Origin of the sequence: Paraburkholderia graminis C4D1M (genome assembly GCF_000172415.1) — a bacterium.
Lineage (GTDB): Bacteria > Pseudomonadota > Gammaproteobacteria > Burkholderiales > Burkholderiaceae > Paraburkholderia > Paraburkholderia graminis.
On sequence record NZ_ABLD01000021.1, the window covers coordinates 101,368 to 127,782 of the forward strand.

Annotated in this window: 23 protein-coding genes; 12 read left to right on the plus strand and 11 right to left on the minus strand. The window is 64.6% G+C overall.

Going from position 1 to position 26,415, the window contains the following annotated elements:
* Positions 1–12: 12 nt before the first annotated feature.
* Positions 13–2,637: an ATP-binding response regulator gene (locus BGRAMDRAFT_RS25670; RefSeq protein ID WP_006051796.1), complete on the plus strand. Its 2,625-nt coding sequence runs from the start codon at positions 13–15 to the stop codon at positions 2,635–2,637.
* 33 nt (positions 2,638–2,670) lie between these two features.
* On the opposite strand, the gene BGRAMDRAFT_RS25675 is transcribed toward BGRAMDRAFT_RS25670, so the two are convergent.
* A complete protein-coding gene (locus BGRAMDRAFT_RS25675) occupies positions 2,671–3,864 on the minus strand; it encodes a hybrid sensor histidine kinase/response regulator (protein ID WP_044021885.1) in 1,194 nt (397 codons plus the stop codon).
* Between the two features lie 457 nt (positions 3,865–4,321).
* Here BGRAMDRAFT_RS25675 and BGRAMDRAFT_RS25680 point away from each other — a divergent pair, with 457 nt between their 5' ends.
* From BGRAMDRAFT_RS25680 to BGRAMDRAFT_RS25715, 9 genes are all read left to right on the plus strand, one after another.
* The gene (locus BGRAMDRAFT_RS25680) at positions 4,322–5,569 is read left to right on the plus strand and encodes an MFS transporter (protein ID WP_006051798.1); all 1,248 of its coding nucleotides are present in this window, start codon (positions 4,322–4,324) and stop codon (positions 5,567–5,569) included.
* A 389-nt stretch (positions 5,570–5,958) separates the two neighbouring features.
* The gene (locus BGRAMDRAFT_RS25685) at positions 5,959–6,939 is read left to right on the plus strand and encodes a TetR/AcrR family transcriptional regulator (RefSeq protein WP_006051799.1); all 981 of its coding nucleotides are present in this window, start codon (positions 5,959–5,961) and stop codon (positions 6,937–6,939) included.
* A 130-nt stretch (positions 6,940–7,069) separates the two neighbouring features.
* Positions 7,070–8,749 (plus strand): acyl-CoA dehydrogenase, encoded by a 1,680-nt coding sequence (locus BGRAMDRAFT_RS25690; RefSeq protein WP_006051800.1) that lies wholly within the window; start codon positions 7,070–7,072, stop codon positions 8,747–8,749.
* On the plus strand, positions 8,649–9,569 hold the full coding sequence (locus BGRAMDRAFT_RS35650; protein WP_232292369.1) for an acyl-CoA dehydrogenase domain-containing protein: 921 nt from the start codon (positions 8,649–8,651) through the stop codon (positions 9,567–9,569). The genes BGRAMDRAFT_RS25690 and BGRAMDRAFT_RS35650 overlap by 101 nt, the downstream gene beginning before the upstream one ends.
* 116 nt (positions 9,570–9,685) lie before the next feature.
* Positions 9,686–11,128, plus strand: coding sequence for a 3-oxoacyl-ACP reductase (locus tag BGRAMDRAFT_RS25695; RefSeq protein ID WP_006051802.1), 1,443 nt, complete (start codon positions 9,686–9,688; stop codon positions 11,126–11,128).
* A gap of 2 nt (positions 11,129–11,130) precedes the next feature.
* A complete protein-coding gene (locus BGRAMDRAFT_RS25700) occupies positions 11,131–12,066 on the plus strand; it encodes a MaoC/PaaZ C-terminal domain-containing protein (RefSeq protein ID WP_006051803.1) in 936 nt (311 codons plus the stop codon).
* A 103-nt stretch (positions 12,067–12,169) separates the two neighbouring features.
* Positions 12,170–13,471: an acetyl-CoA C-acetyltransferase gene (locus BGRAMDRAFT_RS25705; protein WP_006051804.1), complete on the plus strand. Its 1,302-nt coding sequence runs from the start codon at positions 12,170–12,172 to the stop codon at positions 13,469–13,471.
* Between the two features lie 80 nt (positions 13,472–13,551).
* A complete protein-coding gene (locus BGRAMDRAFT_RS25710) occupies positions 13,552–15,330 on the plus strand; it encodes an AMP-binding protein (RefSeq protein WP_006051805.1) in 1,779 nt (592 codons plus the stop codon).
* A gap of 92 nt (positions 15,331–15,422) precedes the next feature.
* The gene (locus BGRAMDRAFT_RS25715; RefSeq protein ID WP_409372864.1) at positions 15,423–16,403 is read left to right on the plus strand and encodes a DUF1571 domain-containing protein; all 981 of its coding nucleotides are present in this window, start codon (positions 15,423–15,425) and stop codon (positions 16,401–16,403) included.
* Between the two features lie 18 nt (positions 16,404–16,421).
* Here BGRAMDRAFT_RS25715 and BGRAMDRAFT_RS25720 read toward each other — a convergent pair whose 3' ends face one another.
* The 5 genes from BGRAMDRAFT_RS25720 to BGRAMDRAFT_RS35080 all read right to left on the minus strand — a co-directional run bounded on the left by BGRAMDRAFT_RS25720 (position 16,422) and on the right by BGRAMDRAFT_RS35080 (position 20,093).
* On the minus strand, positions 16,422–16,838 hold the full coding sequence (locus tag BGRAMDRAFT_RS25720) for a hypothetical protein (RefSeq protein ID WP_006051807.1): 417 nt from the start codon (positions 16,836–16,838) through the stop codon (positions 16,422–16,424).
* Positions 16,839–16,928: 90 nt separating this feature from the next.
* Positions 16,929–18,506: an FAD-binding oxidoreductase gene (locus tag BGRAMDRAFT_RS25725; RefSeq protein ID WP_006051808.1), complete on the minus strand. Its 1,578-nt coding sequence runs from the start codon at positions 18,504–18,506 to the stop codon at positions 16,929–16,931.
* Positions 18,507–18,532: 26 nt separating this feature from the next.
* Complete coding sequence (locus BGRAMDRAFT_RS25730; protein WP_006051809.1) at positions 18,533–19,408, minus strand: anti-sigma factor family protein; 876 nt, start codon at positions 19,406–19,408, stop codon at positions 18,533–18,535.
* Positions 19,405–19,935, minus strand: coding sequence for a sigma-70 family RNA polymerase sigma factor (locus BGRAMDRAFT_RS25735; protein WP_006051810.1), 531 nt, complete (start codon positions 19,933–19,935; stop codon positions 19,405–19,407). Before BGRAMDRAFT_RS25735 ends, BGRAMDRAFT_RS25730 begins: the two co-directional genes overlap by 4 nt.
* A 14-nt stretch (positions 19,936–19,949) precedes the next feature.
* Positions 19,950–20,093: a hypothetical protein gene (locus BGRAMDRAFT_RS35080; RefSeq protein ID WP_006051811.1), complete on the minus strand. Its 144-nt coding sequence runs from the start codon at positions 20,091–20,093 to the stop codon at positions 19,950–19,952.
* Positions 20,094–20,451: 358 nt separating this feature from the next.
* Here BGRAMDRAFT_RS35080 and hfq point away from each other — a divergent pair, with 358 nt between their 5' ends.
* The gene (hfq, locus tag BGRAMDRAFT_RS25740; RefSeq protein WP_006051812.1) at positions 20,452–20,946 is read left to right on the plus strand and encodes an RNA chaperone Hfq; all 495 of its coding nucleotides are present in this window, start codon (positions 20,452–20,454) and stop codon (positions 20,944–20,946) included.
* A 24-nt stretch (positions 20,947–20,970) separates the two neighbouring features.
* Here the strand turns inward: hfq and BGRAMDRAFT_RS25745 are convergent, their stop codons facing one another.
* Positions 20,971–21,195: a hypothetical protein gene (locus BGRAMDRAFT_RS25745; protein WP_006051813.1), complete on the minus strand. Its 225-nt coding sequence runs from the start codon at positions 21,193–21,195 to the stop codon at positions 20,971–20,973.
* Positions 21,196–21,494: 299 nt separating this feature from the next.
* On the opposite strand from BGRAMDRAFT_RS25745, the gene BGRAMDRAFT_RS25750 reads away from it, so the two are divergent.
* Positions 21,495–21,713, plus strand: coding sequence for a hypothetical protein (locus BGRAMDRAFT_RS25750; protein ID WP_006051814.1), 219 nt, complete (start codon positions 21,495–21,497; stop codon positions 21,711–21,713).
* A gap of 253 nt (positions 21,714–21,966) precedes the next feature.
* On the opposite strand, the gene BGRAMDRAFT_RS25755 is transcribed toward BGRAMDRAFT_RS25750, so the two are convergent.
* Genes BGRAMDRAFT_RS25755 through BGRAMDRAFT_RS25770 form a run of 4 tightly spaced genes read right to left on the minus strand, consistent with a single transcriptional unit; the run spans position 21,967 to position 26,325 of the window.
* On the minus strand, positions 21,967–22,704 hold the full coding sequence (locus BGRAMDRAFT_RS25755) for a DUF2968 domain-containing protein (protein WP_006051815.1): 738 nt from the start codon (positions 22,702–22,704) through the stop codon (positions 21,967–21,969).
* Positions 22,705–22,753: 49 nt separating this feature from the next.
* Complete coding sequence (locus tag BGRAMDRAFT_RS25760; protein WP_006051816.1) at positions 22,754–24,145, minus strand: sigma 54-interacting transcriptional regulator; 1,392 nt, start codon at positions 24,143–24,145, stop codon at positions 22,754–22,756.
* Between the two features lie 10 nt (positions 24,146–24,155).
* Positions 24,156–25,961 (minus strand): TadG family pilus assembly protein, encoded by a 1,806-nt coding sequence (locus BGRAMDRAFT_RS25765; RefSeq protein ID WP_006051817.1) that lies wholly within the window; start codon positions 25,959–25,961, stop codon positions 24,156–24,158.
* Between the two features lies 1 nt (position 25,962).
* Positions 25,963–26,325, minus strand: coding sequence for a DUF3613 domain-containing protein (locus BGRAMDRAFT_RS25770; protein ID WP_006051818.1), 363 nt, complete (start codon positions 26,323–26,325; stop codon positions 25,963–25,965).
* Between the last annotated feature and the right edge of the window lie 90 nt (positions 26,326–26,415).

Sequence of the window (26,415 nt, forward strand, 5' to 3'; positions counted from 1 at the left end):
TCTGGAGGCCAGATGATCATACCGCGCGAAAGCATGCAGGACGTGCTTGAACGAAGCCGGTTTGCAATTCGATGGGGAGGCGTACTCGGCCTCGTGTGCCACCCCATCTATTACCTGGTCTGGACTTACATCCTGCCGCAGCCGTACGACAACCTGGCGCTGCGTCTGAGCGCCGCGTTGCTCTGCATTCCGTTGATCTTCCAGGCGCGCTGGCCGAAGCGCTTCAACCAGTACCTGCTGATCTACTGGCACATCTGCCTGATCTACGTGCTGCCGTTCGTTTGCACGTTCCTGGCTATCCGGAATTCGTTCTCCACCATGTGGATGATGACGGAGGTCATGATGATCTTCATCATGGCGCTGTGCATCGACAACCCTTTCCTGCTGATGGGCTGCATCGGCATCGGCATGCTGTCGGGCGCATGGGCCGCGGTGGCCAGTTCGCCCGCTCCTATCGTGCTCAGTACGGCGAATCAATCGGATCTCGCGGTGCTGCCGGTCGTCGTGCTGTGCAGCATGGCCTTCGCTCATGCGATCAGCAAGGGACGCATCTTTGTCGAGAAAAATCGCGCGCTGCAGGCGCTCGCCGGGTCGATCGCGCATGAAATGCGCAACCCGCTCAGCCAGTTGAAGCACGTTCTGGATCGCGTCGAAGAAACGCTGCCCGCGCTCACCGAAGCCGGCCGCGGGCCCGCTCTGTCCGGTGCAGGCGCGGGCCTGCTGTACCGGCATATCGCGCATGGGCAGTTGTCGATCGAGCGCGGCCTGCGCGTGATTGCGATGACGCTCGATGAAGTCAGCGCGAAACAGATCCGCTCCGACTCGCTCACTTACCTGAGCGCGGCGGCCACCACGCGCAAGGCGCTCGACGAATACGGCTTCGCGGATAAAAAGGAGCGCGGCAAGGTTCGCCTCGTCGTGCTCGAGGATTTCATGTTCAAGGTCGACGAAACCGTCTACCTGTTCACGCTTTTCAATCTGATCAAGAACGCGCTGCATCACATTGCGCCGCTTGCTTCGGCCACGCTCACGCTGACGGTGGACCGGCACACGGTCACGGTGCACGACACCGGCAGCGGCGTCGCGCCGGAAATCCTGCCGCATCTGTTCGAGCCGTTTCGCACCGCCGGCAACTCGGCGGGCACGGGCCTCGGGCTCGCGTACTGTCAGCGCGCGATGCGCGCGTTCGGCGGCAGCATCGCGTGCAAGTCGGAGCCCGGCAAGTTCACGCAATTCACGCTGCAATTTCCGCCCGTCACCGAAAGCGAGGTCGCCGCGCACGAGCGCGCTGTGGTTGCGCGCGCAACGACGGTGCTCGACGGCAAGCACGTTCTTCTCGTCGACGACGACGCCGCTCAGCGCATGCGCACGCGACGCACGTTGTCGAAGGTCGGCATGCAGGTGAGCGAGGCCGATAACGGCCATGCGGCATTGACGATGCTGCGCGAAGCGACGGCTTACGACCTCGTGCTGATGGACGTCAACATGCCGGTGCTCGACGGCTACACCACCACCGAACAGTTGCGCGCCGACCGCGATCATCCGAACTGGAACGTGCTGGTTGCCGCGTACACGTCGGAGCCGGGCAACATCGCGCGAGTGCTGGCGCGCCGTGCCGGCATGGACGACATGATCAGCAAGTCGTGCAGCGTAATGGAACTGTTTACGTCGCTGCAGGCGCTGTTCGAGAACGGCAACCGGCGCCATCTGAACCAGCGCTTCGACGACTTCTCCGGCAAGTCGATTCTCGTCGCCGACGACGACACCTACAGCCGGCTCGTCGCCAAAGCGTATCTGGAGCGCTTCGGCGCGAGCGTCGTCGAAGCCGAACATGGACAGGCGGTGCTGGAGCGGCTCGATGAGGAGCCCGTCATCGACGCGATCGTGGTGGACATGAACATGCCGGGCATGGGCGGGCTCGAGACGGCCGCGGCCATTCGCGCGCGCACCGACGCGCACGCGAGCGTGCCGATCATCGCGCTCACGAGCCAGTCGGATATCGGCTCGGTGCAGGCGTGCATGAGCGTGGGGATGAACGAGGTCATGGTCAAGCCGGTGCAAGGCGGGTCGTTGTACGCGTGTCTGACGAGGCAGTTTGCGCAACAGCGTGGCGGGAGCGGTCGTAACGGTGGCGACAGTGGCAACGGTGCCGGCGCTGCGGTCGAGCTGCGGCGCTTGCCGACGCTGCTCGACTCCGGCAACACGCAAAACGCAATCCTCGACAACGATCTCCTCGACACGAACCATCTGCGCGAGCTGGCCGCGCTCGGCCTCATCGACGAGACGTTTTCAAGCGGTATCGAGCAGATTCGCACGCTGATTTCGCAGCTTCGTGCGCACGCCGCGGATCGCGACCTGGACGCCGCGCATGGCGCGCTGCATCTGCTGCTCGGCGCGAGCGGCAACATCGGCGCGAAGGCGTTGCACCAGTACACGCGGCAGATTTATCCACGTACGCTCGAAGGCGCATGGCCCGCGGAACCCGACTGGCTGGAACGGATTGGCGAACTCGGCGAGCGCTCGACCGAGGCGCTGCGTCGCTATCTCGAGTCGGTGACAGTAAGGCCTGGCCTGCCCGAATCGTCAGGCGATCCCGCGTCGGCAAGCGCGAACGGCATCGCGATGCGCGAGCATTAACTAAGACTAAGGCGTCCGCGTCAAACTATCGAGTCAGATCGCGCCGCTGTCGCGCGCTTCGCCGACGCCACTCTGCACCCGGCCTCTGATGCCCGGAAAGCGCATCGTCACGGTCGTGCCCTCGCCGACCGCCGATTCGATCCGCAGCCCGCCGCCGAACGATTGCATGATGCGGTTGCAAAAGATCATGCCCATGCCGTGACCGCCGCGGCCGGCGTGCGTCGTCACCGGATCGAGCAGCAAGCGCGCCTTGACCTCCGGTTCGATGCCCGGACCATTGTCGTGCAGACGAATTTCCGGCTCCGGTTCGCTTACCACTTCGACACGCAACGAAGGCGCGGGGCAACCGTCGAGCGCGCGCAACGCATTCGAGATCAGCGACGAGAGAACCAGCGCGACGCAATTGGGCATCGCGTGAATGACAAAATCGCCGCGCGCGTCGACCGCGACCCATTCGCGCTGTGCGCCCGCAAACGGATACGAGTCCAGCAAGGTGGCGATGAGGCGCGTCGCCTTCACCTCGCGCGCCGCGCTGCCCGACGCCGGCTGCGGGCCGCCGCTCTTGTGCACCGTCGCCCAGAACGACGAGATCAGCGTCAGGCAATACTGCGCGTTGTTGAGCATGGACGTGGCCGCGAGACCGATCTCGCGCTGACGCTCGGGATCGTAGTCCTGCGCGACGTCGTTCTCCACCGAGCGCGCAAAGAGCGAGATTGCGGCGAGCGGCGTGTTCAGTTCGTGAGCGAGGAACGCAAGCGTCTCGTCCATTGCGAGAAGCCGTTGCTGACGCGTTTCCCGCTCGGCGTAACGCGTCACCGCCTGCCGCAGCACCTCGCGCACGGACTCCACGCGAAGCGGCTTTTCGAGGATGCGAAACAGGTCCCCGGTATTGAAGGTTTGCAGCAGCATGTCCTTGTCGGCATACGCGGTCACGAGGATGCGCACGATCTGCGGATACGTTTCTCCGACTTCGCGCAGCAGATGGCCGCCGTCGCGGCCCGGCATGCGAAAGTCGGTGACGAGCACGGCAATCTCGGGACCCAGATCGTGCAGCAGCGCCATCGCTTCGTCGGCGTCGCGCGCGAGATGCACGCGGTAATCGTCGCGGACGGCGCGGGCGAAGTGGTTGCGCGACATCTCATCGTCGTCGACGAACAGGACGGAGAACGGCGTTTGGAGCGGCGCGGGCGTTGCCGTCTGATTTGTCGTTTGGGTTGAATCGCTCATTGCGTTTTCGGGCACATCCATTCGTGGATGCCGACAGTCGGCGGTCGATTGCATTCTACCGTTGCGGCGCGGGCGCATCGGAAAAGCTTGCGGGGCTACGCAAAACGGCGAAGTCATTGCGACCGGATGAGGCCGCGTTTGCAATTGATCGGGCAATTGATCGGGCAATTGATCGGCAATCCATTCCGCAATTCATTCCGCGATTCATTCCATTACATATCGCATGCACTTTCGCAAACAAGCTCAATACAATAATTACATTAAACCGACACTCCGCCTCAGTTGCGCATTCAGCACGATAATTGCTCCAGGATTAACACCGATAACGCTGCGCGGATTCCTGCAGACGCTTAAAGGTCGGCGTACACTCGCGCTCGAAGACCATGCCACGGGCGTGTCGGTCATCGGCATCGCGCGCGGCTTACCGAAAACGGAATGGAGACCAGGAGAACAATCCATGAGCTGGACACGCGAGCAGAGAAACGTCACGATCGCCGCCTATCTCGGCTGGACACTCGACGCATTCGATTTCTTTCTGATGGTTTTCGTATTGAAAGATATTGCAGCGGAATTCAATACGAAAATCCCCGATGTCGCGTTCGGCATTATGCTGACGCTGATGATGCGGCCGGTCGGCGCGCTGATTTTCGGCTGGCTCGCCGACCGCTACGGCCGCCGGCCCACGCTGATGGTGAACATCGCGTGTTTCTCGCTGCTCGAATTGCTGTCTGGCTTCTCCCCTAACCTCGCGACGCTGCTGGTGCTGCGCGCGCTGTTCGGTATCGCGATGGGCGGCGAATGGGGCGTGGGCGGGGCCTTGACGATGGAGACCGTGCCGCCGAAGTCGCGCGGCATCGTCTCCGGTTTGCTGCAAGCCGGCTATCCGAGCGGCTACCTGCTCGCGTCGGTGGTGTTCGGCCTCTTCTTTCCGTATATCGGCTGGCGCGGCATGTTCTTCGTCGGCGTGCTGCCCGCGCTGCTCGTGCTGTACATTCGCGCGCACGTGCCGGAATCGCCCGCGTTCAAGACACTCGAAAAGCAGGCACGGCCCGGCCTCGTCGCCACGTTGAAAAAGAACGTGAAGCTGTCGCTGTACGCGATTGTGCTGATGACCGCGTTCAACTTCTTCTCTCACGGATCGCAGGACCTGTACCCCACTTTCTTGCGCGTGCAGCATCAGTTCGACGCGCACACGGTGTCCCTGATCACGATCACGCTGAACATCGGCGCGATTTGCGGCGGGCTCTTTTTCGGCATGTTGTCGGAGAAGATCGGACGCAAGCGCGCAATCTTTATCGCCGCGCTGATCGCTCTGCCGGTGCTGCCGTTGTGGGCTTTTTCGAGCACGCCGGTGCTGCTTGCAGTGGGCGCGTTCCTGATGCAGATTTCCGTGCAAGGCGCATGGGGCGTGATACCGGTTCATCTGAACGAGATCTCGCCCGACGAAATCCGCGCGACGTTCCCCGGTCTCGTGTATCAGCTCGGCAATCTGATTGCGTCGGTGAACGGACCGCTGCAGGCGAGCTCCGCCGAAGCGCACGGCAACAACTATGCACTCGTGATGGCCGTCGTGATCGGCATCGTCGCGCTCGTGATCTGCGCGCTGATTCCGTTTAGCCGCGAGCGCCGCGGCATCGACATGACGCAGTCGGCCGCGCATGTCGGCGAACACGTGCAAGGCCGCCCCGTTGGAGGACAGCTTTAAGCGTTCGAACCAAACAACTGTTTCGCCGCGCGGTTATCGGGCACAATAGACGACAAGGCGGCTCGAACCGCCACGGCACGCAGCCTGTATGCACAGAGCACCACGGCATACATAGCGCGCGTGCCGCATTGAACTAGCGCATAAGCGCAGGCCAAACAGAGTACCGATCAGCACCGATTCATACGAGGCCGTTCCGATTCGTCGGAACGGCCTTTTTATTTTTGCGCGCGAAGCGTTGCGCCCAAGCTTGAGTCTTCTAGAGGAGTTAATCGACACGCAACCCTTGCTCAGCTTCACCATCCTTCTTATCCTGAAAAAAACGGCTGTTTCAAATTGACATTTGAATCGCCTGTTTGCGGGCCGGGCGCCCGGCAACTGGGAGACGCAACATGGCAGGTCGCACAACAAGCCGGCACGCCGGCGATACGAAGTCACGCATTCTCGACGCCGCTGAGACGCTCTTCATCGATTGCGGATACGAGGCCATGTCGCTGCGGCAGATCACTTCGCGCGCCGAAGTGAATCTCGCGGCGGTCAACTATCACTTCGGCAGCAAGGAATCGCTGATTCACTCGATGCTGTCGCGCCGGCTCGACCGCCTCAACGAAGAGCGCGTCAAGCTGCTCGATCGTTTCGATCAGATGCTCGGCGAACGGCTCACCTGCGAGCATGTGCTCGGCGCGATGTTCATTCCGGCGCTGCGGCTGTCGCGCGATCCGCGCGTCGGCGGCAAGGCATTTTTGCGCTTGCTCGGCCGCGCTTACACGGACCCGTCCGCCTTCATTCGCGACTTTCTGAATGCGCACTATGCGTCGGTAGCCGTGCGTTTTTTCGATGCGTTTCAGCGCGCGTTGCCGCATCTGCCGCGCGAGGAACTCGGCTGGCGTCTGCACTTTGCGATCGGCGCGTTGTCGGGCGTGCTGGCGGGCGCCGACACCGAGAGCCTGATCGCGGAGTTCTCGCAGGGCAAGTCGATGAACGACCTGCAACTGATCGCCCGTCTTGCATCGCTGATGGTCGCCGCGTTGAAGGCGCCGCTGCCCGACGCGTCGCAACTGGCGATGTTCGCGGCAGTGCTCGGCGACGCGACGGATACCGATGCCGAAGCGGATGCGGACAGCGACGCGAGCACCGCCACGGCCGCGCAGAACAGCCAACACGCTACGAACGATGCCGCGAACGAAGCACATCGCGACGCTGACGACTCAGCGAGTTCATCTGCTTCGCGAGGCAACCCAGGCATGTCGGCTGCATCAGCACATGTACATACACATGCACATACACCGGCACATGCGAGCCTCGACGGCGAATCTCGCGGCAGTGCGATAGAAACGTGTCCGTTGCAGCAGGTGTGGCACGGCGCGACATAAAAACGCCGTTCGACAAAAAGCAGGCCAAGCGTCAATCGACGCCAAGCCTGCTCGCACAACATCAAAAAAGCGAACCTTCCACGCGCCGTGGATGCGTTCGCACGCATCATCGAAACAGGGAGGAAACGTCATGTCGTGGTTCGTTCTACTGCTGGTCGTCGGCGCGCTTGCGCTCGTGTACGTTCAGGCGCGCGCGCTCTGGTGGCTGGTCTTCATGGTCGCGTGGGTCGCCGCCGTGCGCGTGAGCGGAGCGGCGGGCGTGGCCGCGACCACGCTGTTCGCGATCGTGCTGGTCCTGCCCGCCCTCGTGCTCGCCGTGAAGCCGCTGCGCCGCGCGTGGCTCGCGAAGCCGGTGCTCGACACATTCCGCAAGATCTTGCCGGACATGTCGCCGACCGAGCGTGACGCGATCGAAGCCGGCACCGTCTGGTGGGACGCCGAACTCTTCTCCGGCCGTCCGCATTGGGACACGCTGCTAGGCTACGGCCCAGCAACATTGACGGCCGAAGAGCAGTCCTTTCTCGACAACGAATGCGAACAGCTATGCGACCTCGCGAACGACTGGGAAACCACCATGGTGTGGCAGGACCTGTCGCCGCAAGCATGGCAGTTCATCAAGGAGCGTGGCTTTCTCGGCATGATCATTCCGAAGCAGTATGGCGGCAAGCAGTTCTCCGCGTACGCGCATTCGCAGGTCATCATGAAGCTCGCCACGCGCTGCTCGGCCGCGGCCGTTTCGGTGATGGTGCCGAATTCGCTCGGCCCCGCCGAACTGCTGATGCACTACGGCACCGACGAGCAGAAGAACCACTATTTACCGCGTCTCGCGCGTGGCGATGAAATCCCCTGCTTCGCGCTGACGAGCCCCTACGCCGGCTCGGACGCCGCCGCGATTCCCGATGTTGGCATCGTGTGTAAAGGCATGCACGAAGGCCGCGAGACGCTCGGCTTTCGCGTGACATGGGACAAGCGCTACATCACGCTCGGGCCGATTGCCACCGTGCTCGGCCTCGCGTTTCGCGCGCTCGATCCCGACCGTCTGCTCGGCTCCAACGACGAACCCGGCATCACGTGCGCGCTGATTCCGACCGATCATCCCGGCGTGAACATCGGGCGCCGTCACTGGCCGCTCAACGCGGTGTTCCAGAACGGCCCGAACTCCGGCAAGGACGTCTTCATTCCGCTCGACTGGGTGATCGGCGGACGCGCGCAAGTGGGCAACGGCTGGCGCATGCTGATGGAATGCCTCGCGGCGGGCCGCGCGATTTCGCTGCCGTCGTCGAATGTGGGCATGGCGAAGCTCGCCGTGCGCGGCACGGGCGCGTATGCCGCCGTGCGCCGTCAGTTCCGCACGGCCGTCGGCAAGTTCGAGGGCGTGCAGGAAGCGCTCGGCCGCATGGGCGGCAATCTGTACGTGATGGACGCCGCGCGCCGCCTGTCCGCGCATGCGGTGGACCTCGGCGAAAAGCCTTCGGTGATTTCGGCGATCGCGAAGTATCACATCACCGAGCGCGCGCGCATGGTCATCAACGACGCAATGGATGTCACCGCCGGCAAGGGCATTTGCATGGGGCCGTCGAACTTTCTCGCACGCGCCTATCAGCAGGTGCCGATTGCGATCACCGTCGAAGGCGCGAACATTCTCACGCGCTGCCTGATCATCTTCGGTCAGGGCGCGATTCGTTTGCCATCCGTACGTGCTGAAGGAAATGACCGCAACGCGCGAAGCCGACCGCGCCAAAGCGCTGCGCGATTTCGACGACGCCTTCTTCGGCCACGTCGGCTTCACGCTGTCGAACGTCGTGCGTAGTGTCGTGTACGGCATCACCGGCGGCGCCTTCATCGCCACGCCGCGCACCGCGCATGCGCCGCTGCACGCGTACTATCGCGCGGCCACGCGCATCGCCACGGTTTTCGCGCTGCTCGCGGATGTCTCCATGTTCGTGCTCGGCGGCGATCTGAAACGCCGCGAACGCATTTCGGCGCGTCTTGGCGACGTGCTCTCGCAGCTCTATCTGATCTCCGCAACGCTGAAGCGTTTCGAGGACGAAGGCCGTCAGGAAGACGATCTGCCGCTCGTGCGCTGGGGCGTGGAGGACTCGCTGTATCGCGCGCAACAGGCGCTCGACGGCGTGCTCGCCAATTATCCGAATCGCCTTGCCGCCGGGCTCGTGCGTGTGCTCGCCTTCCCGTTCGGCCTGCCGCATCGCGAGCCGTCCGACCGCCTCGGCAGCGCGATCGCGGAACTGATGCAGACACCGGGCGCGGCGCGCAACCGGCTGGTCTCCGATTCGTACGTGCCGCATCCCGACGTCGATGCGCTTGGCTACGGCGAACTCGTGTTCGAGCTGAACCCGCGCTTCACGCAGATCGAGCAGAAGCTTCGCGAAGCGGTGAAAGCGCGCCGCCTCGAGCCGATGCCGCAGAGCGTCGTGCAACTGGGCGCATGGGCCGACGCCGCGCTGCAGCAAGGCCTGATCGACGCCGACGAGCGCCGCGTGCTCGACGAGTACGCGCGCTACGCGGCACACGTCGTGAAGGTCGACGACTTCCCCGCCGACTTCGACCTGCTCGCCAGTCTGCAACGACGCAAGGACGCACTCGAAACGGCGCTCGAAGTCGCGCTGTGACGCGCAGCAGGGCTCGGGCCTCGCCATGAAAAAACCTCGCTGCGAAACACGCCGATGCGCGAAACTCAGTGCACACTGACGGACGTGCGGACGTGTCCAGCGGAGCAACCAACAACATGAACGACTCTTACCTGAACTTCGTCAATTCGCCGTTCGGCGCGCGTCTTGCGCGTTCGCTGGGCCTGCCGAAACCCGAGGTGCTGCGCCGCTATCGCGCGGATCGCCCCGAGTTCGACGGCCTGATTGCGATCGGCGCGGGGCGCGGGCCGCATCTGCTGGATGCGCTCGCGAATCTCGTCGCAAGCATCGGCGTGACGAGCGTCGCGCATGAAAGCGCCGGCTTGTGGATGCCGCTCGCGCATCGTCACGGTCTGATGACGGGGCGTTTTCAGGCGGCGGAGGCAGGCTCGGCCACGCGTCTTGCAGGGTTGATCTTCGATGCGAGCGGTATCGAGGACAGCAGCCAGATGGAGCCGCTGCATGCGTTCTTCCACGACACGCTGCGCTCGCTCGGCAAGTGCGGGCGCATCGTCGTGCTCGGGCGGCCGCCCCAGGACTGCGCGAATCCGCGGCAATGGACCGCGCAGCGCGCGCTCGAAGGTCTCACGCGATCGCTCGGCAAGGAAGCGCGGCGCGGCATCACCGCGAACCTGGTCTATGTCGGCGAAGGCGCTGAAGCGCGGATCGAGGCCACGCTGCGCTTTTTTCTGTCGCCGCGCTCGGCGTACGTGTCGGGTCAGGTCGTGCACATTACCGCCGACGGCCCCGACTCGAGCGCCACGCGTTCGCTTACGAAAGACGGCAAAGCCGCGGCCTTCGATTGGCAAGCGCCGCTCGCGAACAAGCGCGCGGTGGTGACGGGCGCGGCGCGCGGCATCGGCGCGGCCATTGCAAGCGTGCTCGCGGCGCAAGGCGCGCATGTGATCGGCATCGACATTCCGTCGGCACGCGACGCGCTCGACGCGACCATGCGCCAGTTGAACGGCACCGCGCTCGCCTTCGACATCGCCGCGCCCGAAGCGCCCGCGCAGATCGCCGCCGCGCTCGACGATCAAGGCATCGACATCATCGTGCACAACGCCGGCATCACGAAGGACAAAACCATCGCGAAGATGACCGCCGCTATGTGGCAGAGCGTGATCGACATCAACCTGTGCGCGCAGGAGCGCATCGACGACGCGTTGCTCGCGGCCGGCATTCTGCGCGACGGCGGCCGCATCGTCGCCGTGTCGTCGATCAGCGGCATTGCGGGCAATCTCGGGCAGACCAACTACGCGACGTCGAAAGCGGGCGTGATCGGCCGCGTGCAAAGCATGGCGCCGTTGTTGCGCGCGCGCGGCATCACGATCAACGCGGTCGCGCCGGGCTTCATCGAAACGCAGATGACCGCGAAGATGCCGTTCACGCTTCGAGAAGCCGGCCGCCGCATGAATTCGCTTGCGCAGGGCGGCCAGCCGGTCGACGTCGCGCAGACCATCGCGTGGCTCGCGCATCCGGGCTCGGGCGGCATCAGCGGCCAGGTGGTGCGCGTGTGCGGACAAAGCCTGATCGGAGCCTGACCATGCAAGAACCCGGTGATCCGTTCGGCGGCCAGCACGCGTCGACTCTCGCACAACGCGATGCAGTCCGGCCGAAGACTGTCGTTATCGACACCTTGCCCACACCGGCGCGTCTTTATGCGCGCGCGTTGTCGGGCATCGTCAAGCGCGGACGTCCGGCGCAGTTGCCGGCGTTGCGTCTCGTGCGCCCCGCCGTCGCGCTCGATGCCGGGCCCGCGTGGCGTTATGCGCGCGTGTGCGGCTTCATTCCCGAACACGGCGTGCCGCTCACGTATCCGCATCTGCTCGCGTTTCCGCTGCATCTGCTGATGCTCACCGATCCGGCGTTCCCGTGGCCCGCGGTCGGGCTGCTGCATCTCGCCAATCATGTGCGTCTGCGCCGGCCGCTCGCGTACAAGGACGTGCTGCGCATCGAAGTGGAGTTCGGCGCGCTGCTGCGTCACGACAAGGGCCAGGCGTTCCTGCTGCATACGCGCATTTACCGGCGCGGCGAAGCGGTGTGGGACGGCGACAGCGTTTATCTGAAGCGCGGCGTGGCGGCGAGCGGCGCGCCGCTCGATCCGCTCGTGGTGGATGCCGCCGCGTTGCAGCGCATCGCTCGCTGGCAGCTCGCGCCGCAACTCGGCCGCGATTATGCGAGCGTGTCCGGCGACTACAACCCGATCCATATGAGCGCGCTTTCCGCGAAGGCGTTCGGTTTTCCGCGTGCGATCGCGCATGGCATGTGGACGCTCGCGCGCGCGGCATCGTCATTGCAGCCGCCGAAGCCGCTTGCCGAAGCCACGCTCAGCGCCGAATTCAAGCTGCCGATGCTGCTGCCCGGCGAAGCAACGCTATGGAGCGCGTCGTCATCGCTGATCGAACGCGATATCGAGGTGCGCGACATCGCTGGAGAAAAGCCGCATTTGCGCGGGCGCATGCAATGGAGACTGCAATGAACGCATGTCCTGCAATCAGACCCGCGCCGGAACAACGATAGCGGCGCTTGCCGCTGTCTACGCGAGCCACATCAATCCAACACGCCACAAGAAGGAGCCGAGCATGCCTCACCCGCTGCCACCCGTGCGCCGCGTCGCGATTATCGGCGGCAACCGGATTCCCTTTGCCCGCTCGAATACGGCCTACGCGACCGCGTCGAATCAGGACATGCTAACCTTCACGCTGCAAGGACTGATCGACCGCTACAACCTGCATGGCGAACGTCTCGGCGAAGTCGCGGCGGGCGCCGTCATCAAGCATTCGCGCGACTTCAATCTCACGCGCGAATCCGTGCTGTCCACCACACTCGCGAAGGAAACACCCGCGTACGATGTGCAACAGGCGTGCGGCACGGGGCTCGAAACCGCGATCCTCGTGGCCAATAAAATTGCGTTGGGACAGATCGACGTGGGCATCGCAGGCGGCGTGGATACGACTTCGGATGCGCCGATCGGCGTGAACGAGAACCTGCGCAAGATTCTGCTCGAGGCGAACCGCGGCCGCAGCCCAGGTCAGCGCGTCGGCGCGCTGGCGAAGCTGCGGCCCGGCATGTTTTTCAAGCCGCTGTTGCCGCGCAACGGCGAGCCGCGCACGGGTCTTTCGATGGGCGAGCATTGCGAACTGATGGCGAAGCGCTGGAACATCTCGCGCGAGGCGCAGGACGTGCTCGCCTACGACAGTCATCGCAAGCTCGCCGAAGCGTACGCGCGCGGCTTCGTCAACGATCTGATGACGCCGTACCGCGGCCTTGCGCGCGACAACAATCTGCGCTCCGACCTCACGCTCGAAAAGCTCGCTTCGCTCAAGCCCGCGTTCGATCGCGACGCCGGTACGCTGACCGCCGGCAATTCGACGCCGCTCACCGACGGCGCATCGGCGGTACTGCTCGCGAGCGAGGACTGGGCCGCGCGCCGCGGGCTGCCGGTGCTGGCGTATCTGAGCTGGTCGGAAACGGCGGCCGTCGACTACTTCGACAAGAAAGAGGGCCTCTTGATGGCGCCTGCGTATGCGGTGCCGCGCATGCTCGCACGCGCGGGACTGACGTTGCAGGACTTCGATTTCTACGAGATCCACGAAGCGTTCGCGGCGCAAGTGTTGTGCACGCTCGCGGCATGGCAGGATGACGAATATTGCCGCACGCAGTTGGGCCTCGACGGCCCGCTCGGCGCGATCGATCGCGAGAAGCTCAACGTCAACGGCGGCTCGCTCGCGACGGGTCATCCGTTTGCGGCGACGGGCGGGCGCATCGTCGCGGGTCTTGCGAAGATGCTCGCGCAGCTCGATAAGCCCGCGGGCACCGCGCGCGGACTCATCTCGATCTGCGCGGCCGGCGGCCAGGGCGTGGTGGCTATTCTTGAGCGCTGACCTACGTCGCGCGAACCATAAGCAAAGCACTGCACAAACAGCACACAAACACATGAAGCCCCGGCTTCAGGAGACGACCGATGACCGAGCCCACTCAAGCCTCGCCCTCGCCCGCCGCTGCGAATCAGGCAAGCGGGCATGCCGGGCGCGCGCCCAACACCGACGGTATCTGGTACGCGTCGTACCCGGCCGGCGTGCCGCATGAAATCGACGTCAACAAGTACGAGTCGCTCGTGCAATTCTTCGACGAATGCATCGCGCAGTTTCGCGAGCGCGTTGCGTACGTGAGCGTCGGCGCGAGCATGACGTATGGCGAACTGGGCCGCAAGGCGACGGCCTTCGCCGCGTATTTGCAGAGCATCGGCGTGAAGCCCGGCGAACGCGTCGCGATCATGCTGCCCAATACGTTCCAGTATCCGGTGTCGCTGTTCGGCGTGCTCAAAGCGGGCGCCGTCGTGGTCAACGTGAATCCGCTCTACACAGTGCGCGAGCTTGCGCATCAGTTGAAGGACAGCGGCGCGCAAACCATCATCGTATTCGAGAACTTTGCGAAGACGGTACAGGACGCGCTGCCGGGTACGAAGATACAGAACGTGATCGTGACTGGACTCGGCGACCTGCTCGCCGACGGCCTGAATATCAAGGGACGTCTGCTCAATTTCACGCTGCGTCATGTGAAGAAGATGGTGCCCGCGTATCAGTTGCCGCAAGCGGTGCCGCTTCTGAAGGCGCTCGCCGTCGGCTATGCGCGGCCGCTCACGCCCGTTCGCCCGACGCATCACGACATCGCGTTTCTTCAGTACACCGGCGGAACCACGGGCGTCGCGAAGGGCGCGATGCTCACGCACCGCAACATCATCGCCAATCTGCTGCAGGCGAAGGCGTGGTCCGAAGGTCAATTGAGCGGCGAGATAGAAACGGTGCTCACGCCGCTGCCGCTTTATCACATCTATTCGCTGACGGTGAACGCGCTGATCTTCATGGGACTCGGCGGGCGCAACATCCTGATCGCGAATCCGCGCGACATGAAGCGCGTGATGATGATCATCCGCCACGAGAAGTTCACCGGCATGACCGCGGTCAATACGCTGTACAACGCGTTTCTCGAGAACGAGGAATTTCGCAAGCGCGATTTCTCCGACCTCAAGCTCGCGATGGCGGGCGGCATGGCGACGCAAAGGTCGGTGGCCGAGCGCTTCAAGGCGGTGACGGGCAAGCCGATTATCGAAGGCTACGGCTTGACCGAATGCTCGCCGATCGTGTCGATGAATCCCGTCGACGTCTCGAACCTGCGCGACTTCGAAGGCTCGATCGGCTTGCCCGCGCCGTCGACGCAAGTGCGCTTCAGAAAAGACGACGGCAGTTGGGCGGACATCGGCGAGGCAGGCGAATTGTGCGTGATGGGCCCGCAGGTCATGAAGGGCTACTGGAACCGGCCTGAGGAGACCGCCAAGGTGATCGACGACGAAGGCTGGCTCGCGACCGGCGACATCGGCGTGATGGATTCGCGCGGCTTCATTCGTCTCATCGACAGGAAGAAAGACATGATCCTCGTGTCGGGCTTCAACGTTTATCCGAACGAGATCGAGGACGTAATCGCGGCGCACCCCGACGTGCGCGAAGTAGCGGCAATCGGTGTGCCCGACGACGCCCAGGGCGAGCGCGTGAAGGTGTTCGTCGTGAAGCGCAATCCGTCGTTGACCGCCGAACAGGTGATCGCGCATTGCCGCAAGAACCTGACGGGCTACAAGGTGCCGAAGGTCGTGGAGTTCCGCGATGAGTTGCCGCAAACCAATGTCGGCAAGATTCTGCGCCGCGCGCTGCGGGACGAGGAACTCGCGAAGCAAAAGTCTGCCTGACTCCCAAGGCGCTCGCGTGAAGCGTTGCGCCACCTTTCGGGAGAGTTTTGATGACGCCTTGCCTGTTCGCACGCTTGCGGTTGTTTCGCGCGATGCGCTTGAACGCGACAGCCGCTGTTTGCGCGCCGCCGGCTCAGCGCGACAAGCTGCCGTTGCGCAAGCTGCGGTCCGGTGCGCTCGTCGCGTGCGCCGTAGCATGTGCAATCGTAAGCATCGGCGTCTCGCCCGCCTTCGCACAAAACGACGACAAGCCGCCGCCGCTCGAAACCGCAAGCGCGGTCAAGCCACCTTCGACGCCCGCTTCGCAAGTCGGCAAGTTGACGCTCGATCAGCAGGTCAAATGGCTGCGCGCCGCTCAGCAAAGCGGCACGCTCGAAGCGCTCGACGACGCGCAACTGGTCGCGCTCTTCAAGTCGCTCGATCCGCTCGCGCTGCCGCGTTATATCAAGGAAGGTCCGAACGGCTACGCGTCGTATGAGTTCACGATGTCGCGCTCCGAGCGCGTTCGCGGCCAGTGGCCCGACAAGCCCGATCACATGCTGGTGCGCGTCGCGCACGACCCGCTGCGCATCTACGCAAAGTGGCTGCCCGACGGCGGGCACGCGGGCCAGGAAATCATCTACGACGAGTCCAAGCGCAGCGACGAAATGTATGGGCACCTCGGCGGCATCATGAACGTGATGCCGTTATGGACGTCGTTGAACGGCGCGCTTGCCCGCTCGCAATCGAATCACCAGGTGCGCGATCTCGGCACCGAATACATCGCGCAGCAGTACCTCGCCGAGGGCAAGAAATTTATCGAGGCCGGCTTGCCGCGCTCGATGCAGATCGACGTGCAGACCATCGACGGCGTGCGCGTGGTCGCGTTCACGTTCGAGACGCCGACCGGTCAGCCGCAGTTCTACGCGAAGAAGGAGACGCTCGGGCTCGATTTGCGGCATCCGTATTTCCGCACCGTCGAGTCTTATGACAACGACGGCCGCATCTTCGAGAAGATCGTGTTCGAAACCATCACGCCGAAAACTTTCGACGACTCGACTTTCGACCCGCAAAACAAGGCCTATAAGTTCTAGTCCTAGCGTCGTCGCGGCTCAACGCGGCGCGAATACGAAGCTGACGTGAGCGGGCTTGGCATCGGCGGACTGCGCGGCCTGTTCGTGACTATCCTCGATGCGATGCGTCGCGCGAGTCGCGAGTTCTCTCAACACGAAGTAATCGGACGCGCGCGTCACGCCGATCAGCCAGCGCGCCGCGTTTGCATTGGCAGCCGATGCGTGCAGCAGCGGCGAAAGCGTGGTGTGCCATAGCAGGCCGATGTCGTCGCCGGTTTCGAAAGTGGGCAGGTTCATCGCGGCGGCGTAGCGGGCAAACGCGGCGCTAGCCGGCAGCGTCGAATCGGCAATTGCGAAGGTGTCGCCGCGTGCCGCCGCGTGTCCGAGCCAGGGCCACACGGAGCCTGCCGTGGTGGAAAGCCATGCGCTCGTCATCATGAAAGTGCGCCGGTCCATGCTCGTGCTCCGGTTGTTCGATGCGGCTCATTTCGCCGCTTGCAGCCACGTTGCGCTTACGTTGCGCTCCACTTTGCGCTCATGTTGCGCTTACGTATAGCCGCGCCGTCCGCGCCACGCCGCCGGCCAGATACCCTGCTTGCCCGGCGCAAGAATGCCGTTCGGGTCGAGCGCGTCCTTGATCGTTTCCGAGAGCCGCAGCAAGGCGCCGTCGTTGAAGCTGTACTGCGCGGCGGCGAAATCCATATACGCGAGATGCGCGCGATATTGTCCGTAACCGGCCGCGCGCGCGTCGCTCATCAGCGAGCGCAATAGTGCGCCGGCCTGCTCGACCTGGTTCGCGTCGTCGCGATCGAAAATCGCCGCGAAGATGTGATGCAGATGACGCACGCCCGCCGTGAATCCGCCGTAGTAATCGAAGCCGTATTCGGCCGCGCGCGCCTTCACCATGAAGTACTGGCGCAGCGCATCGCGCCCGGTCGCCGGGCACACCGGCGCGAAGTCCACATGCGCGCCCGCGCCGCCGCGCCAGTCGAGCATGCGAAACGCGCTCATCGCCGGAATGCCGGCCAGATTGCGATCGCCGCCCGCGGTGGGCTCGGCGTCGCCCGCATAACGCTTCGCGAAGATTCGCGCCTGCGGCACACGCGCGAACGCGCGCTCGACGATCGCGTAGCGCGCGTCGATGAGCTCGGGCGTTCCGTACAGCGCGAAATGCAGATTCCAGCGGCCGACGTTCAGCTTGTCGAGCATCGCCGTCACCGCGCTTTCCGGCATCGCGCCCGGACCGTCGTACCACTGCGCGCGCGCCGACAGTCCGGCAGCGCGCCGCAAACCGCCTTCGATCACCGCATGATTGCGGATCGTCTCGTCGAGCCGCAACGGCCGCAATATTTCGACGATGGCTTCAAGATCCGTTTCATGGCGAAACTGAATTTCGCCGAGCAGATACGCGGGCGGCGCGGGCATCAGCCACACGCCGATCTTGGTGACGATGCCGTAGTTCGACTGCATGAACATCGCGTCGAACGACGGCCCGTAACCCGGCTGATAAAGCTGCCATGCGGTGCTCGTGTCGATGCCGCCCATGCCGGTGCGCAGCACGTCGCCGTTGGCGAGTATCACTTCCATGCCGCACTGCGTGGCCGCATGATCGCCATACGACGTGTAGCCGAAGCCGCGCTCCAGCGTATTGCCGACCACGCTGCCCCAGCCCGCCGCCGGCGGATCGACCCACAGCCGATAGCCTTTGTCGCGCAAGTGCGCGTGCAGATCGAAGTAGCTGACGCCCGGTTCGACGAGCGCATACGCGAGCGATTCGTTGACCTCGACGATGCGCTTCATCCGTTGCAGATCGAGCACGACCGAGCCGGTCAGACGCGGCGCGGCGCCGCCGTACGCGAAGTTGCGTCCGGTGGAAACGGTCCACAACGGAATGCGATATTGATTGGCAATGCGCAGCACCGCGCGGATTTCATCGACGGATGCGGGCAGCAGCGCGGCGCTCGCCGCGAACGCCTCGCGCTCGCCGGGCGCGAACGGGTCGAGATAGGTCGACAGCGCGGTCGCCGAATTCACCACATGCTGGTCGCCGACGATCGCGCGCCAGGCAGCCAGCGCCGCGTCGAACTGCGCGGCGGAAAGGTTCGGCGGCAGGGTACGGGTCAAGGGGTCTCCGTTTGTGGCGCGCGTCGCTACTGCCACGCTTCCGGCTTGCCGCCCAACGCGCTGCAGACGTCGACGGCAATCGAGCGCAGCTTGCCCTCCGCGATCGGTCCGGACAACGCGTAGCCCATGCCGTCGCTGATCCAGTAGAAGGTGCGCCGGTTGCCGTCTCGCAGCAGACGGAACGCGTTCTCGTCGCGCGCGGTGCCGGTCACGTACAGCGTGAGGCGCGCGCCGCCGCGGTTCTCGTACATGAACTGCGCGGCCGGTCCCGCCTCGCCGGGCAACAGGCGGCCGCCCACGAGCGAGTAGCCGTATTCCTGCAACGACGGCACCGAAAGCGGCCGGTTCAGACGCTTGGAGAGCCAGGCGATCAGATGCTCTTCCTCGCTCGCCGCCACCTCCACCGGATGTCGCCGCTCGGGCGTATAGACCGCATACGCGATGTCGGCGCGTTCGGCGAAACTGGGCGCGCTTGCGCCGAGACCGTTCCATGCGCCGCCCGTCAAACGCGGCGCGAGCGGGCCGAGCGCGAGCGCGAGGCCGGCGCCCGCCGCGAGCCAGCACGCGGCCACGCCGACGCGCCGCCACCACGGCGTGCGCGGACGCAGCACGATGACGGCGGGGTCGTCGGCGGCATGAGGTTCATCGGGGCCGCCAGGCTCGGCATAATCCGCCGATACGCGCTCCGCTTCGCCAGGCGACACGCCGCACAACACGCGCAGCGCGGCCTTTTGCGCGCGCCACGCGGCCACCCGCGCGGCCGCTTGCGGATGTCCGGCGACGAGCGCCGCGATGCGCTCGCGCTCGTGATCCGGCATCTCGCCGTCGACGAACGCCGACAGCGCTCGCAGGTCCACCCCGTCGGGCAAGCTGGAATCGTGGTCGTCGTGGTCGTTATTCATCGCGGATTTCTCACTACTTTCAACGGCGGCGGCTTGCGCGCCGGCCCATGCGCGGGCCCCTCCAGCAACGCGCGCAGATGCTCGCGCCCGCGCGACAGCCGCGACATCACCGTGCCGACGGGCACACCGAGCGCCTTCGACGTCTCCTGATACGTCAGTTCCTCGACGCACACGAGCAGCAGCACCTCGCGCTGTTCGAGCGGCAGGCGATACAGTGCGCGCTGCAGATCGCGCAGCACGAGACCGTCGACCTCTCGTTGCGGCGCCTCGAGATTGCGCCACGGGGCGCTTTCTTCGTCGACGGCGATTTCGCGGCGGCCGCGCAGCTGATCGATATAAAGATGCCGCAGGATGGTCAGGAGCCACGCGCGCAGATTGCTGTTCGGCCGGAACGCCGCCCAGCGCGCGAGCGCGCGCTCGGCCGTGTCCTGCACGAGGTCATCGGCCCACGCGCGGTCCCCCGTCAGCGCGCGCGCATAGCGGCGCAACTGCGGGAGCCACGAAATCACTTCCGCTTCGAAGCTCACCCCGAGCGCAGCGCTCAGTAGCCGCCGCTGCTGCTGCCGCCGCTCGTGCCGCTGCTGGACGCGCCGCTGTCCGTCGAAGAGCACGCCGTGGTGGCGAGCGAGCCCAATGCGAGTGTGAAAAGCATGACGATCATGCCGAGGATGCGAGTCGATTTCATGTGAGTCTCCGTTGTCATGCAGGGCGCTTACTTCCGTCCCATGCGAGGCTGTCGATCAAACTCGGTGCTCCATCTTTCTCGCACCGTCCCTCTCTTAACGCTGCAGCCAGGCGATTTATTCCGACGATGCATCCCGCGGGGCCAGCTTTTTCCGCCATCGGCATCGGGAAGCGCCCGCTCTGGCCGAAGAAGCCGGTCAATCATCGGCTGATTTGGTAACTCAACGTTACAGCCCATAGTTACCAGGTGCTTATGTGGGCGCAAGCCGTTATAGTGGACGCAGTTCGCCCGCCGACGCGTTCCGCCCCGCACAGGGTAGAATCGCGGCGAACAACCGTCTTTCTAACCTGAATTGTCCATGGCTTCCGCAGAATCGCATCCGCAAAACGACTTCATGAACGCCGCGCGCAAAGAACGAAAGCGCGTTGAGATTTACCTTGTCAACGGCATCCGCCTGACAGGGTGCATCGAGTCGTTCGACCAATATCTGGTGATGCTGCGCACGCCCGTCGGCCTGCAGGGCATCTACAAGCGCGCCATCTCGACGATCCAGCTCGATACCGGAACCCGTCCGGCTCCGCGCGCGGGCCGCCCGTCGCATGGCGAGCACACCACCCGCGGGCCGCACGGCTCGCGTGAGCCGCGCGAGCATCGGGAACCGCGTGAACCGCGCGAATCGTACGGCGCACCGTCTGACCGGCCCGCATCGGATCGCGGCAGTTCGTCCGACACGCCGGTGGTCGTCACGCGCCGGCGCCGTCTGTTCGGCACGGGCGGCGACGGCGGCAACCACGGCAATCACGGCGGTGGCGGCAGCAACGGTAATGGCAACGGCAACGGCGGCCACGAGTAAGCAATAAGCGGCGCGCAGCGCCGCTTACTTCTGCAGAGGGCCGAGCCGCTGCAGAATTTTCTCCACCCTCGCCACCTGTTGTTCTGACAGCTCGAACTTGCATTTGACCGCCAACAGACGACGCCGCCAGTAGCCGGCGTCCAGCATCCGTTGCGTCGGCTGTTTCGTTGCCCAATCCAGATGATCCAGTTCTGCTTCCACCACGTGTGAAGCGTTGAAACGCCTTGTGCGCACGTATTTCGTGTTCATGGTGTTCGCTGCCTTGTTGTTGGTCGTTTGAGTTTGCGCCGCTCCCGAAGCTGGACAGTGTCGTTGCGCCGCATGCGGTGCGATGGGCCGGTCCACGCGACCGTCCGATGATGGTTGTTTTCCGCACTGCATTCCTGCGACACACGGAAAACGAGCCGGCGAACCTACGTTTGAAGTTTTTCTTTACTAGATGGCGCGGTGTTGGCGTTGCGCGTCGCGGTCCTATGCCATCCGGCTAATGTCGCCGGCGCAGTGTTTGCGCTATGCTGGATCGTCGATTACGTCTAAGGGAGCCCGTCATGACGAGCAAGAAGCACACTGCGCCGCCGTCCACCGGAAACCAGCCGGAGCGGGTGCTCGACTCAACCGAAAGCCGCCTCGACGAGGCACTGGAAGAAAGCTTCCCCGCGAGCGATCCGATTGCCGTCCACGAGAATCACGCGCCTCGTGCGTCGGAGGCACAACCGCACTCGCCGGGGCAAGGGCAAAAGCCAGGGGAAGAGAAGAAGCGGCGCTAGCGCGCAACGGCAACGCAGTCGCGCCCCACGAACGCATGGCGCGCGCAGGCACAGTGCGCAATTCGCAAGCGCCTTCGGCACGCGCGCCGTGATGACGCCGGCCGACAGATGCGCTGATTTATGCCAAGGACAAAGCCGGTCGAGTAACGCCTCGTATGAAAGCAAGCCGAGCGAGCGTATTGAGCATCGTTGAGCATCGCCCACCCGGCTTATCTGGTGCGATCAGGCCGTCAAACGGTCAGCCGCTTCCGCCTCAATGCACCGGCAAGCCGCTTTCAAGCTGCCGCTGCAGTTCGCGCACCTGACGCTGCGCCGCACGCAGTTGCTCCTGCGCGGCAGCCTTTTGCTGGGCGAGCGCCACGGCGTCGGCGCGGGTCTGTTGCTGCTGGTTGGCCACGATCGTCTGCTGCTGGCGCGCAACATCGAGGTCGGCCTGCAGGCGATTCGCACGGTTCTGCGACAGCGCGATCATGCGTTCGGTGAACGCCTTTTGCGCCTCGAGTTGCGTGCGGCGAATTTCCACGTCCGACAGTTGCAGCGTCTGGCGCGCGAAATCGCGGTAGATCATTTCGGCGCGCGCCGCGTCCTGCGTCTTGATGACACGCCAGAAGTTCTTTTGCTGGAAGAGCGCGACGTAGTACGTCATCTCCTTGCCGTGGAACAGCAAGCTCGCGCCGTAGCTGCCGTTGTACGTGGTGCGCAGTTCGCTGAGGTCCGAGCCCTTGATCATTTGCTGCAATTCGGCGACGTTGCCCGCGGCGGATTGCTTCGCTTCGTCCGGCGTGAGCGCGGAAGTCTGAACCTGAGGCTGCGCAGGCTGCGTCGACGGCAGCGCGACTGTCGCACCCGGTTGGGAAACGACGCCGGATGCGCCATTGTTGTCAGACTGAGACTGAGGCAAAGACTGAGCCTGTGCGCATGCGCCGTGTGCTACCCCCAACGCCATGATCGCGGCAACGGCGATCTGTCGTAGTTTCGACTTTTGGTCCATGTAATTCCTGCTTCGACAGTTTTTGTTTTAGTTCCCAATCGTCTCATTATTACTCACTTTCGCGGGTTTCGGGCTCTTCGTCGAAAATTTGGTACTTGCGCATTTTCTCCCACAGCACCTTGCGGCTGATGCCCAGATAGAGCGCCGTGTCCTGACGCCGCCAGCTGTTGGCGTCGAGTGCGGCGATCACGCGGTTGCGCTCCGCCATGTCCCATTTGCTGCGGTCCACCAGCACTTCCGCCGCGCTCTCGGCCGGCACCGGCTGACTGCTGCGGGCAAGCGCGAGCAGACGCTGCAGGCGCGCGGCGTCCCATGCGCCGATCTGCCGCACCGTCACGCCGATCCGTTCGGCGAGATTGCGCAGTTCGCGCACGTTGCCGGGAAAATACGTATCGGCGACGGCGTCCGCGAGCCAGTACGGCAAATCCGGCAAGCCGGCGAGGCGCTCGGCGCCCACCACCTGCGCGATAAACGCCTTGAAGATCGCGATCTTGTCGACGGCGCCCCGCTCTTCCAGCGACGGGATTTTTAGCTCGATCACCGCCAGCCGATAATAGAGGTCCGCGCGAAAAGTGCCGTCCTTCACGAGCTGCGGCAGATGCTTGTTGGTCGCCGCGACGAGCCTGAAGTCGAGCTTGACGGGCGTCGCGGACCCAATGCGCGTGACGGCGCTGTCTTCGAGCACCCGCAACAGCTTGACCTGCTGATAAAGCGGCAAATCGCCGATCTCGTCGAGAAACAGCGTGCCGCCGTCGGCCTGCTCGAAGTAGCCTTTGTGCGCGACCACGGCGCCCGTGAACGAGCCCTTCGAGTGCCCGAAAAACAGCGACTCGAACAGGCCATCCGGAATCGCGCCGCAATTCACCGCGACGAACGGGCCCTTGCCGTAGCGGCTATGTTTTTCGTGCAGCAGTTGCGCGATGCGCTCCTTGCCGACGCCGGTCTCGCCGTGCACCAGCACGCTCGTGTCGCAGTCGGCGAAGGTATCGACTTCGTGCAGCAGCGCCTGCATGCATTCGGAGTTGGCGATGATCGCGTCCGACTCGTGCGTCTTCGCGCTGTGTGCGCGCATTTGCAGCACGAGCTTCGTCACCATGCCGCGCAACTCGGCGCACGTAAAGTCGAGCGGCAGAATGTGCGAATACTCGGCGGGATACATCGACGGATCGTGGTCGCGCGGCGCCGCGCCGACCCACACGACCGGAATGCCGTGAGCGGCCTGCCAGTCGCGCACGATCAGCGCGCCGCTGTCGATCACCGAGACGCTGATGATCGCGAGCGACGGCCGCTGCGCGGTCCGCTCGGGCGAGATCGCGATGTCATCCGCACGGATCACTTCGACGTCGAAGCTCGCCATGCAGCGCGCGACCCGGTCGACGATGTCGGCCTTGCCCTCCCAGACGTAAATATCGAGTTCCTCGATTTTGGTGGTGGTTCTCATGGTCGCCGAATCAATAAACCAGTTGTGCCTGACCGCAGGCAAGTCCGAGGCTGTGAACCGTGCTGACGCCGACCTGCACGCCGAGGAGTTGCAGAAGCGGAACGAGCAGCAGGTCGAGCGAATTCAGTACGGGCGTGAGCGTCCCGGCGAGCGCGCCAACGAGCGGCGCGGCAAGAACGGTGATGTCGAGGCCGAGCGCGCTCGCGTGCATCGAGCCCGCGAGCCCGGCCGCGAGCTGGCCCACAAGACCGCTCGTCGCCGAACCGAGCGCGTTGGTGTTGGTGCTCTGAAAGTCGTCGGCATCGCCGGCCACGTTGTTAAAGCGCAGCACGCTCGACTGCGGCTGTATATGAAGGTTGAAGCCGTTCGCCGGCGAACTGCTGCCGACCGTCACGTCGATTACGCCGAGACTCAGCAGCGGCACGCTCACTGAAGTCAGCGACGCGGGCGTCGAGCAGGTGGTCGGCACGCTGCTATTGGTCAGGTTGCTGGACGCGTCGCCGCCCACGCACATCGACAGCACGCCTGGCCTGACGTCGATCCCGCTATAGCTCGTCGACTTCTGCGTCGAGCACTGCGTGCTTTGCAAGCGGGCAGTGCCGGGCGCGACTTCGAGGTAGATCGGCAGATTGAGAAGGCTCACGTTGACGAGCGAAGGAAATCCCGCCCCGAGCCCGAGCTTGGCGTTGACCAGTTGCACGTTCAGATAAAGCTGCACCGACGCCGAATGCGCGCTCGTCCGATAGCGGCCGTCCGGATAGGTGCCGGCCTCGCCCACCGCGATCACGGGCGGTTTCAGAACCCGCGCTTGCGCCGTGACGTTCGCGACCGGGCTCAGATTGAGCGCGGTGCCCAGGTTCACCGCCGAGCTGCCGTGCGCGATCTCGGCGGCGATCATCAGCGCGTCGAGCGCGTTCATGGTGGCGGACGCGGCCGCCTCCGGGTTGGCGAGACCGATCGCGAGCAAGCCGTTTGCGCTCGTCGTGTCGCCGAGCCGGATCGCCGTCGATCCCGTCGATGCGCTCGCAATCGCGCCCAGCGCGCTGATCGCGCTCGCGCTCGCCACGTTGCTCTCACCGAGCACGGTCGCCATCGCGGTGGCGAGCTGGCTCACCGTCACCTGCGTTTGCAGCAACTGCGACATCGACGCGACGCCCAATGCGGCCGCCAGATCCGCCAGCTTCACCTGCGCGGTGGCGAGCCCCTGATAAGAGCCAACGTCGAGATTCAGGCTGGTGCCGAGCAAGCCGTTCAGCAGTCCGTTGAGCAGGCCGCCGGAAAGGCTCGCCACCGACGTGCTCAGCGAGAACGAGCTGATGTTGGTCGCCTGCGCGACGGCGCTCGCGCTCAGGTCGCGCGCCTGGCCGATCAGAAACAGAAACGGCACGGGCCGGCTCGCCACCACTTGCACCGCATTGAGCGGCGTGCCCGACGCAACGAAATACGACTGGCCCGCATTGGCCGACGGGTCCCATCGTCCGCAAGTGACCTGGACCGTGCCGTCGCCCGGCAGGCCGTTTGCGGTTGCGTTCAGCCGCGCCATGCTGGCGGCCGCCGCGCAGCCGCCCGCGCTGCCGATCACCTGAGCGCCGGCCGCCGCGGCGAGATCGGCGGTTCGCTGCAAATCGCGGCGCGCGTAATAGAAGTGGCCGATGTCCACGGCGCCGAGCGCGATGACCGCGACGCTCACGAACACCGCCGCCAGCAGCGCGATCGCGCCGCGCTGCCGGCGCGGGGTGAGCGCAAGGGCAGCGCCTGCGCGACGATGCGTGCGCAGCGATCGCGAATGACAGCGGACGGAATCGGCTGATCGCATATCAGTTCTGCGGCAACTGGCCCGTGAGCCCGCCGCCTTGGCCGCCGCCGCTGCCCTGATTGAGCGCCGAACCGTACAGATCGGGAATGCGAGATTTGAACGACTGCATGTAGCGTCGGTACGCGAGCCCCGCCTCTTCGCCGAGCATCGGCTGAGGGGCCGCGGCTTGCGCGTTGCTGCGCTGAAGCTCGAGCCATGCGGATGTCGAATGCCCGACTTCGCTGCGTGCGACGGCCGGCTCCCCCGCTGCCGCCGACTGAGCCCCCGCGTGCGCGGCCGCGCCGGCTGCGAGCACGAGCACCGACGCGCGCACTGCAAAGCACCACGAGCGCCACCGCATCCCGTTTCTTTCGTTATTTTTCACGCTACCCTCCGCGGCCGCGCCGCCTGTTATTGTGCGAACCGTTGCAAGAGACGCGGCGCCGGTTTGGACCAGAGTAAAAATCCAGTGGGA

Excerpts from the sequence above, each read along its gene's own strand:
- BGRAMDRAFT_RS35080 (WP_006051811.1), bottom strand. The coding sequence starts at position 20,093 with ATGAAATCGACTCGCATCCTCGGCATGATCGTCATGCTTTTCACACTC.
- BGRAMDRAFT_RS25695 (WP_006051802.1), top strand. The coding sequence starts at position 9,686 with ATGAACGACTCTTACCTGAACTTCGTCAATTCGCCGTTCGGCGCGCGT.
- BGRAMDRAFT_RS25670 (WP_006051796.1), top strand. The coding sequence starts at position 13 with ATGATCATACCGCGCGAAAGCATGCAGGACGTGCTTGAACGAAGCCGG.
- BGRAMDRAFT_RS25675 (WP_044021885.1), bottom strand. The coding sequence starts at position 3,864 with ATGAGCGATTCAACCCAAACGACAAATCAGACGGCAACGCCCGCGCCG.
- BGRAMDRAFT_RS25705 (WP_006051804.1), top strand. The coding sequence starts at position 12,170 with ATGCCTCACCCGCTGCCACCCGTGCGCCGCGTCGCGATTATCGGCGGC.
- BGRAMDRAFT_RS25710 (WP_006051805.1), top strand. The coding sequence starts at position 13,552 with ATGACCGAGCCCACTCAAGCCTCGCCCTCGCCCGCCGCTGCGAATCAG.
- BGRAMDRAFT_RS25745 (WP_006051813.1), bottom strand. The coding sequence starts at position 21,195 with ATGAACACGAAATACGTGCGCACAAGGCGTTTCAACGCTTCACACGTG.
- BGRAMDRAFT_RS25755 (WP_006051815.1), bottom strand. The coding sequence starts at position 22,704 with ATGGACCAAAAGTCGAAACTACGACAGATCGCCGTTGCCGCGATCATG.
- BGRAMDRAFT_RS25715 (WP_409372864.1), top strand. The coding sequence starts at position 15,423 with ATGCGCTTGAACGCGACAGCCGCTGTTTGCGCGCCGCCGGCTCAGCGC.
- BGRAMDRAFT_RS25690 (WP_006051800.1), top strand. The coding sequence starts at position 7,070 with ATGTCGTGGTTCGTTCTACTGCTGGTCGTCGGCGCGCTTGCGCTCGTG.
- BGRAMDRAFT_RS25760 (WP_006051816.1), bottom strand. The coding sequence starts at position 24,145 with ATGAGAACCACCACCAAAATCGAGGAACTCGATATTTACGTCTGGGAG.
- hfq (WP_006051812.1), top strand. The coding sequence starts at position 20,452 with ATGGCTTCCGCAGAATCGCATCCGCAAAACGACTTCATGAACGCCGCG.
- BGRAMDRAFT_RS25700 (WP_006051803.1), top strand. The coding sequence starts at position 11,131 with ATGCAAGAACCCGGTGATCCGTTCGGCGGCCAGCACGCGTCGACTCTC.
- BGRAMDRAFT_RS25730 (WP_006051809.1), bottom strand. The coding sequence starts at position 19,408 with ATGAATAACGACCACGACGACCACGATTCCAGCTTGCCCGACGGGGTG.
- BGRAMDRAFT_RS25680 (WP_006051798.1), top strand. The coding sequence starts at position 4,322 with ATGAGCTGGACACGCGAGCAGAGAAACGTCACGATCGCCGCCTATCTC.
- BGRAMDRAFT_RS25750 (WP_006051814.1), top strand. The coding sequence starts at position 21,495 with ATGACGAGCAAGAAGCACACTGCGCCGCCGTCCACCGGAAACCAGCCG.
- BGRAMDRAFT_RS35650 (WP_232292369.1), top strand. The coding sequence starts at position 8,649 with ATGACCGCAACGCGCGAAGCCGACCGCGCCAAAGCGCTGCGCGATTTC.
- BGRAMDRAFT_RS25765 (WP_006051817.1), bottom strand. The coding sequence starts at position 25,961 with ATGCGATCAGCCGATTCCGTCCGCTGTCATTCGCGATCGCTGCGCACG.
- BGRAMDRAFT_RS25720 (WP_006051807.1), bottom strand. The coding sequence starts at position 16,838 with ATGGACCGGCGCACTTTCATGATGACGAGCGCATGGCTTTCCACCACG.
- BGRAMDRAFT_RS25685 (WP_006051799.1), top strand. The coding sequence starts at position 5,959 with ATGGCAGGTCGCACAACAAGCCGGCACGCCGGCGATACGAAGTCACGC.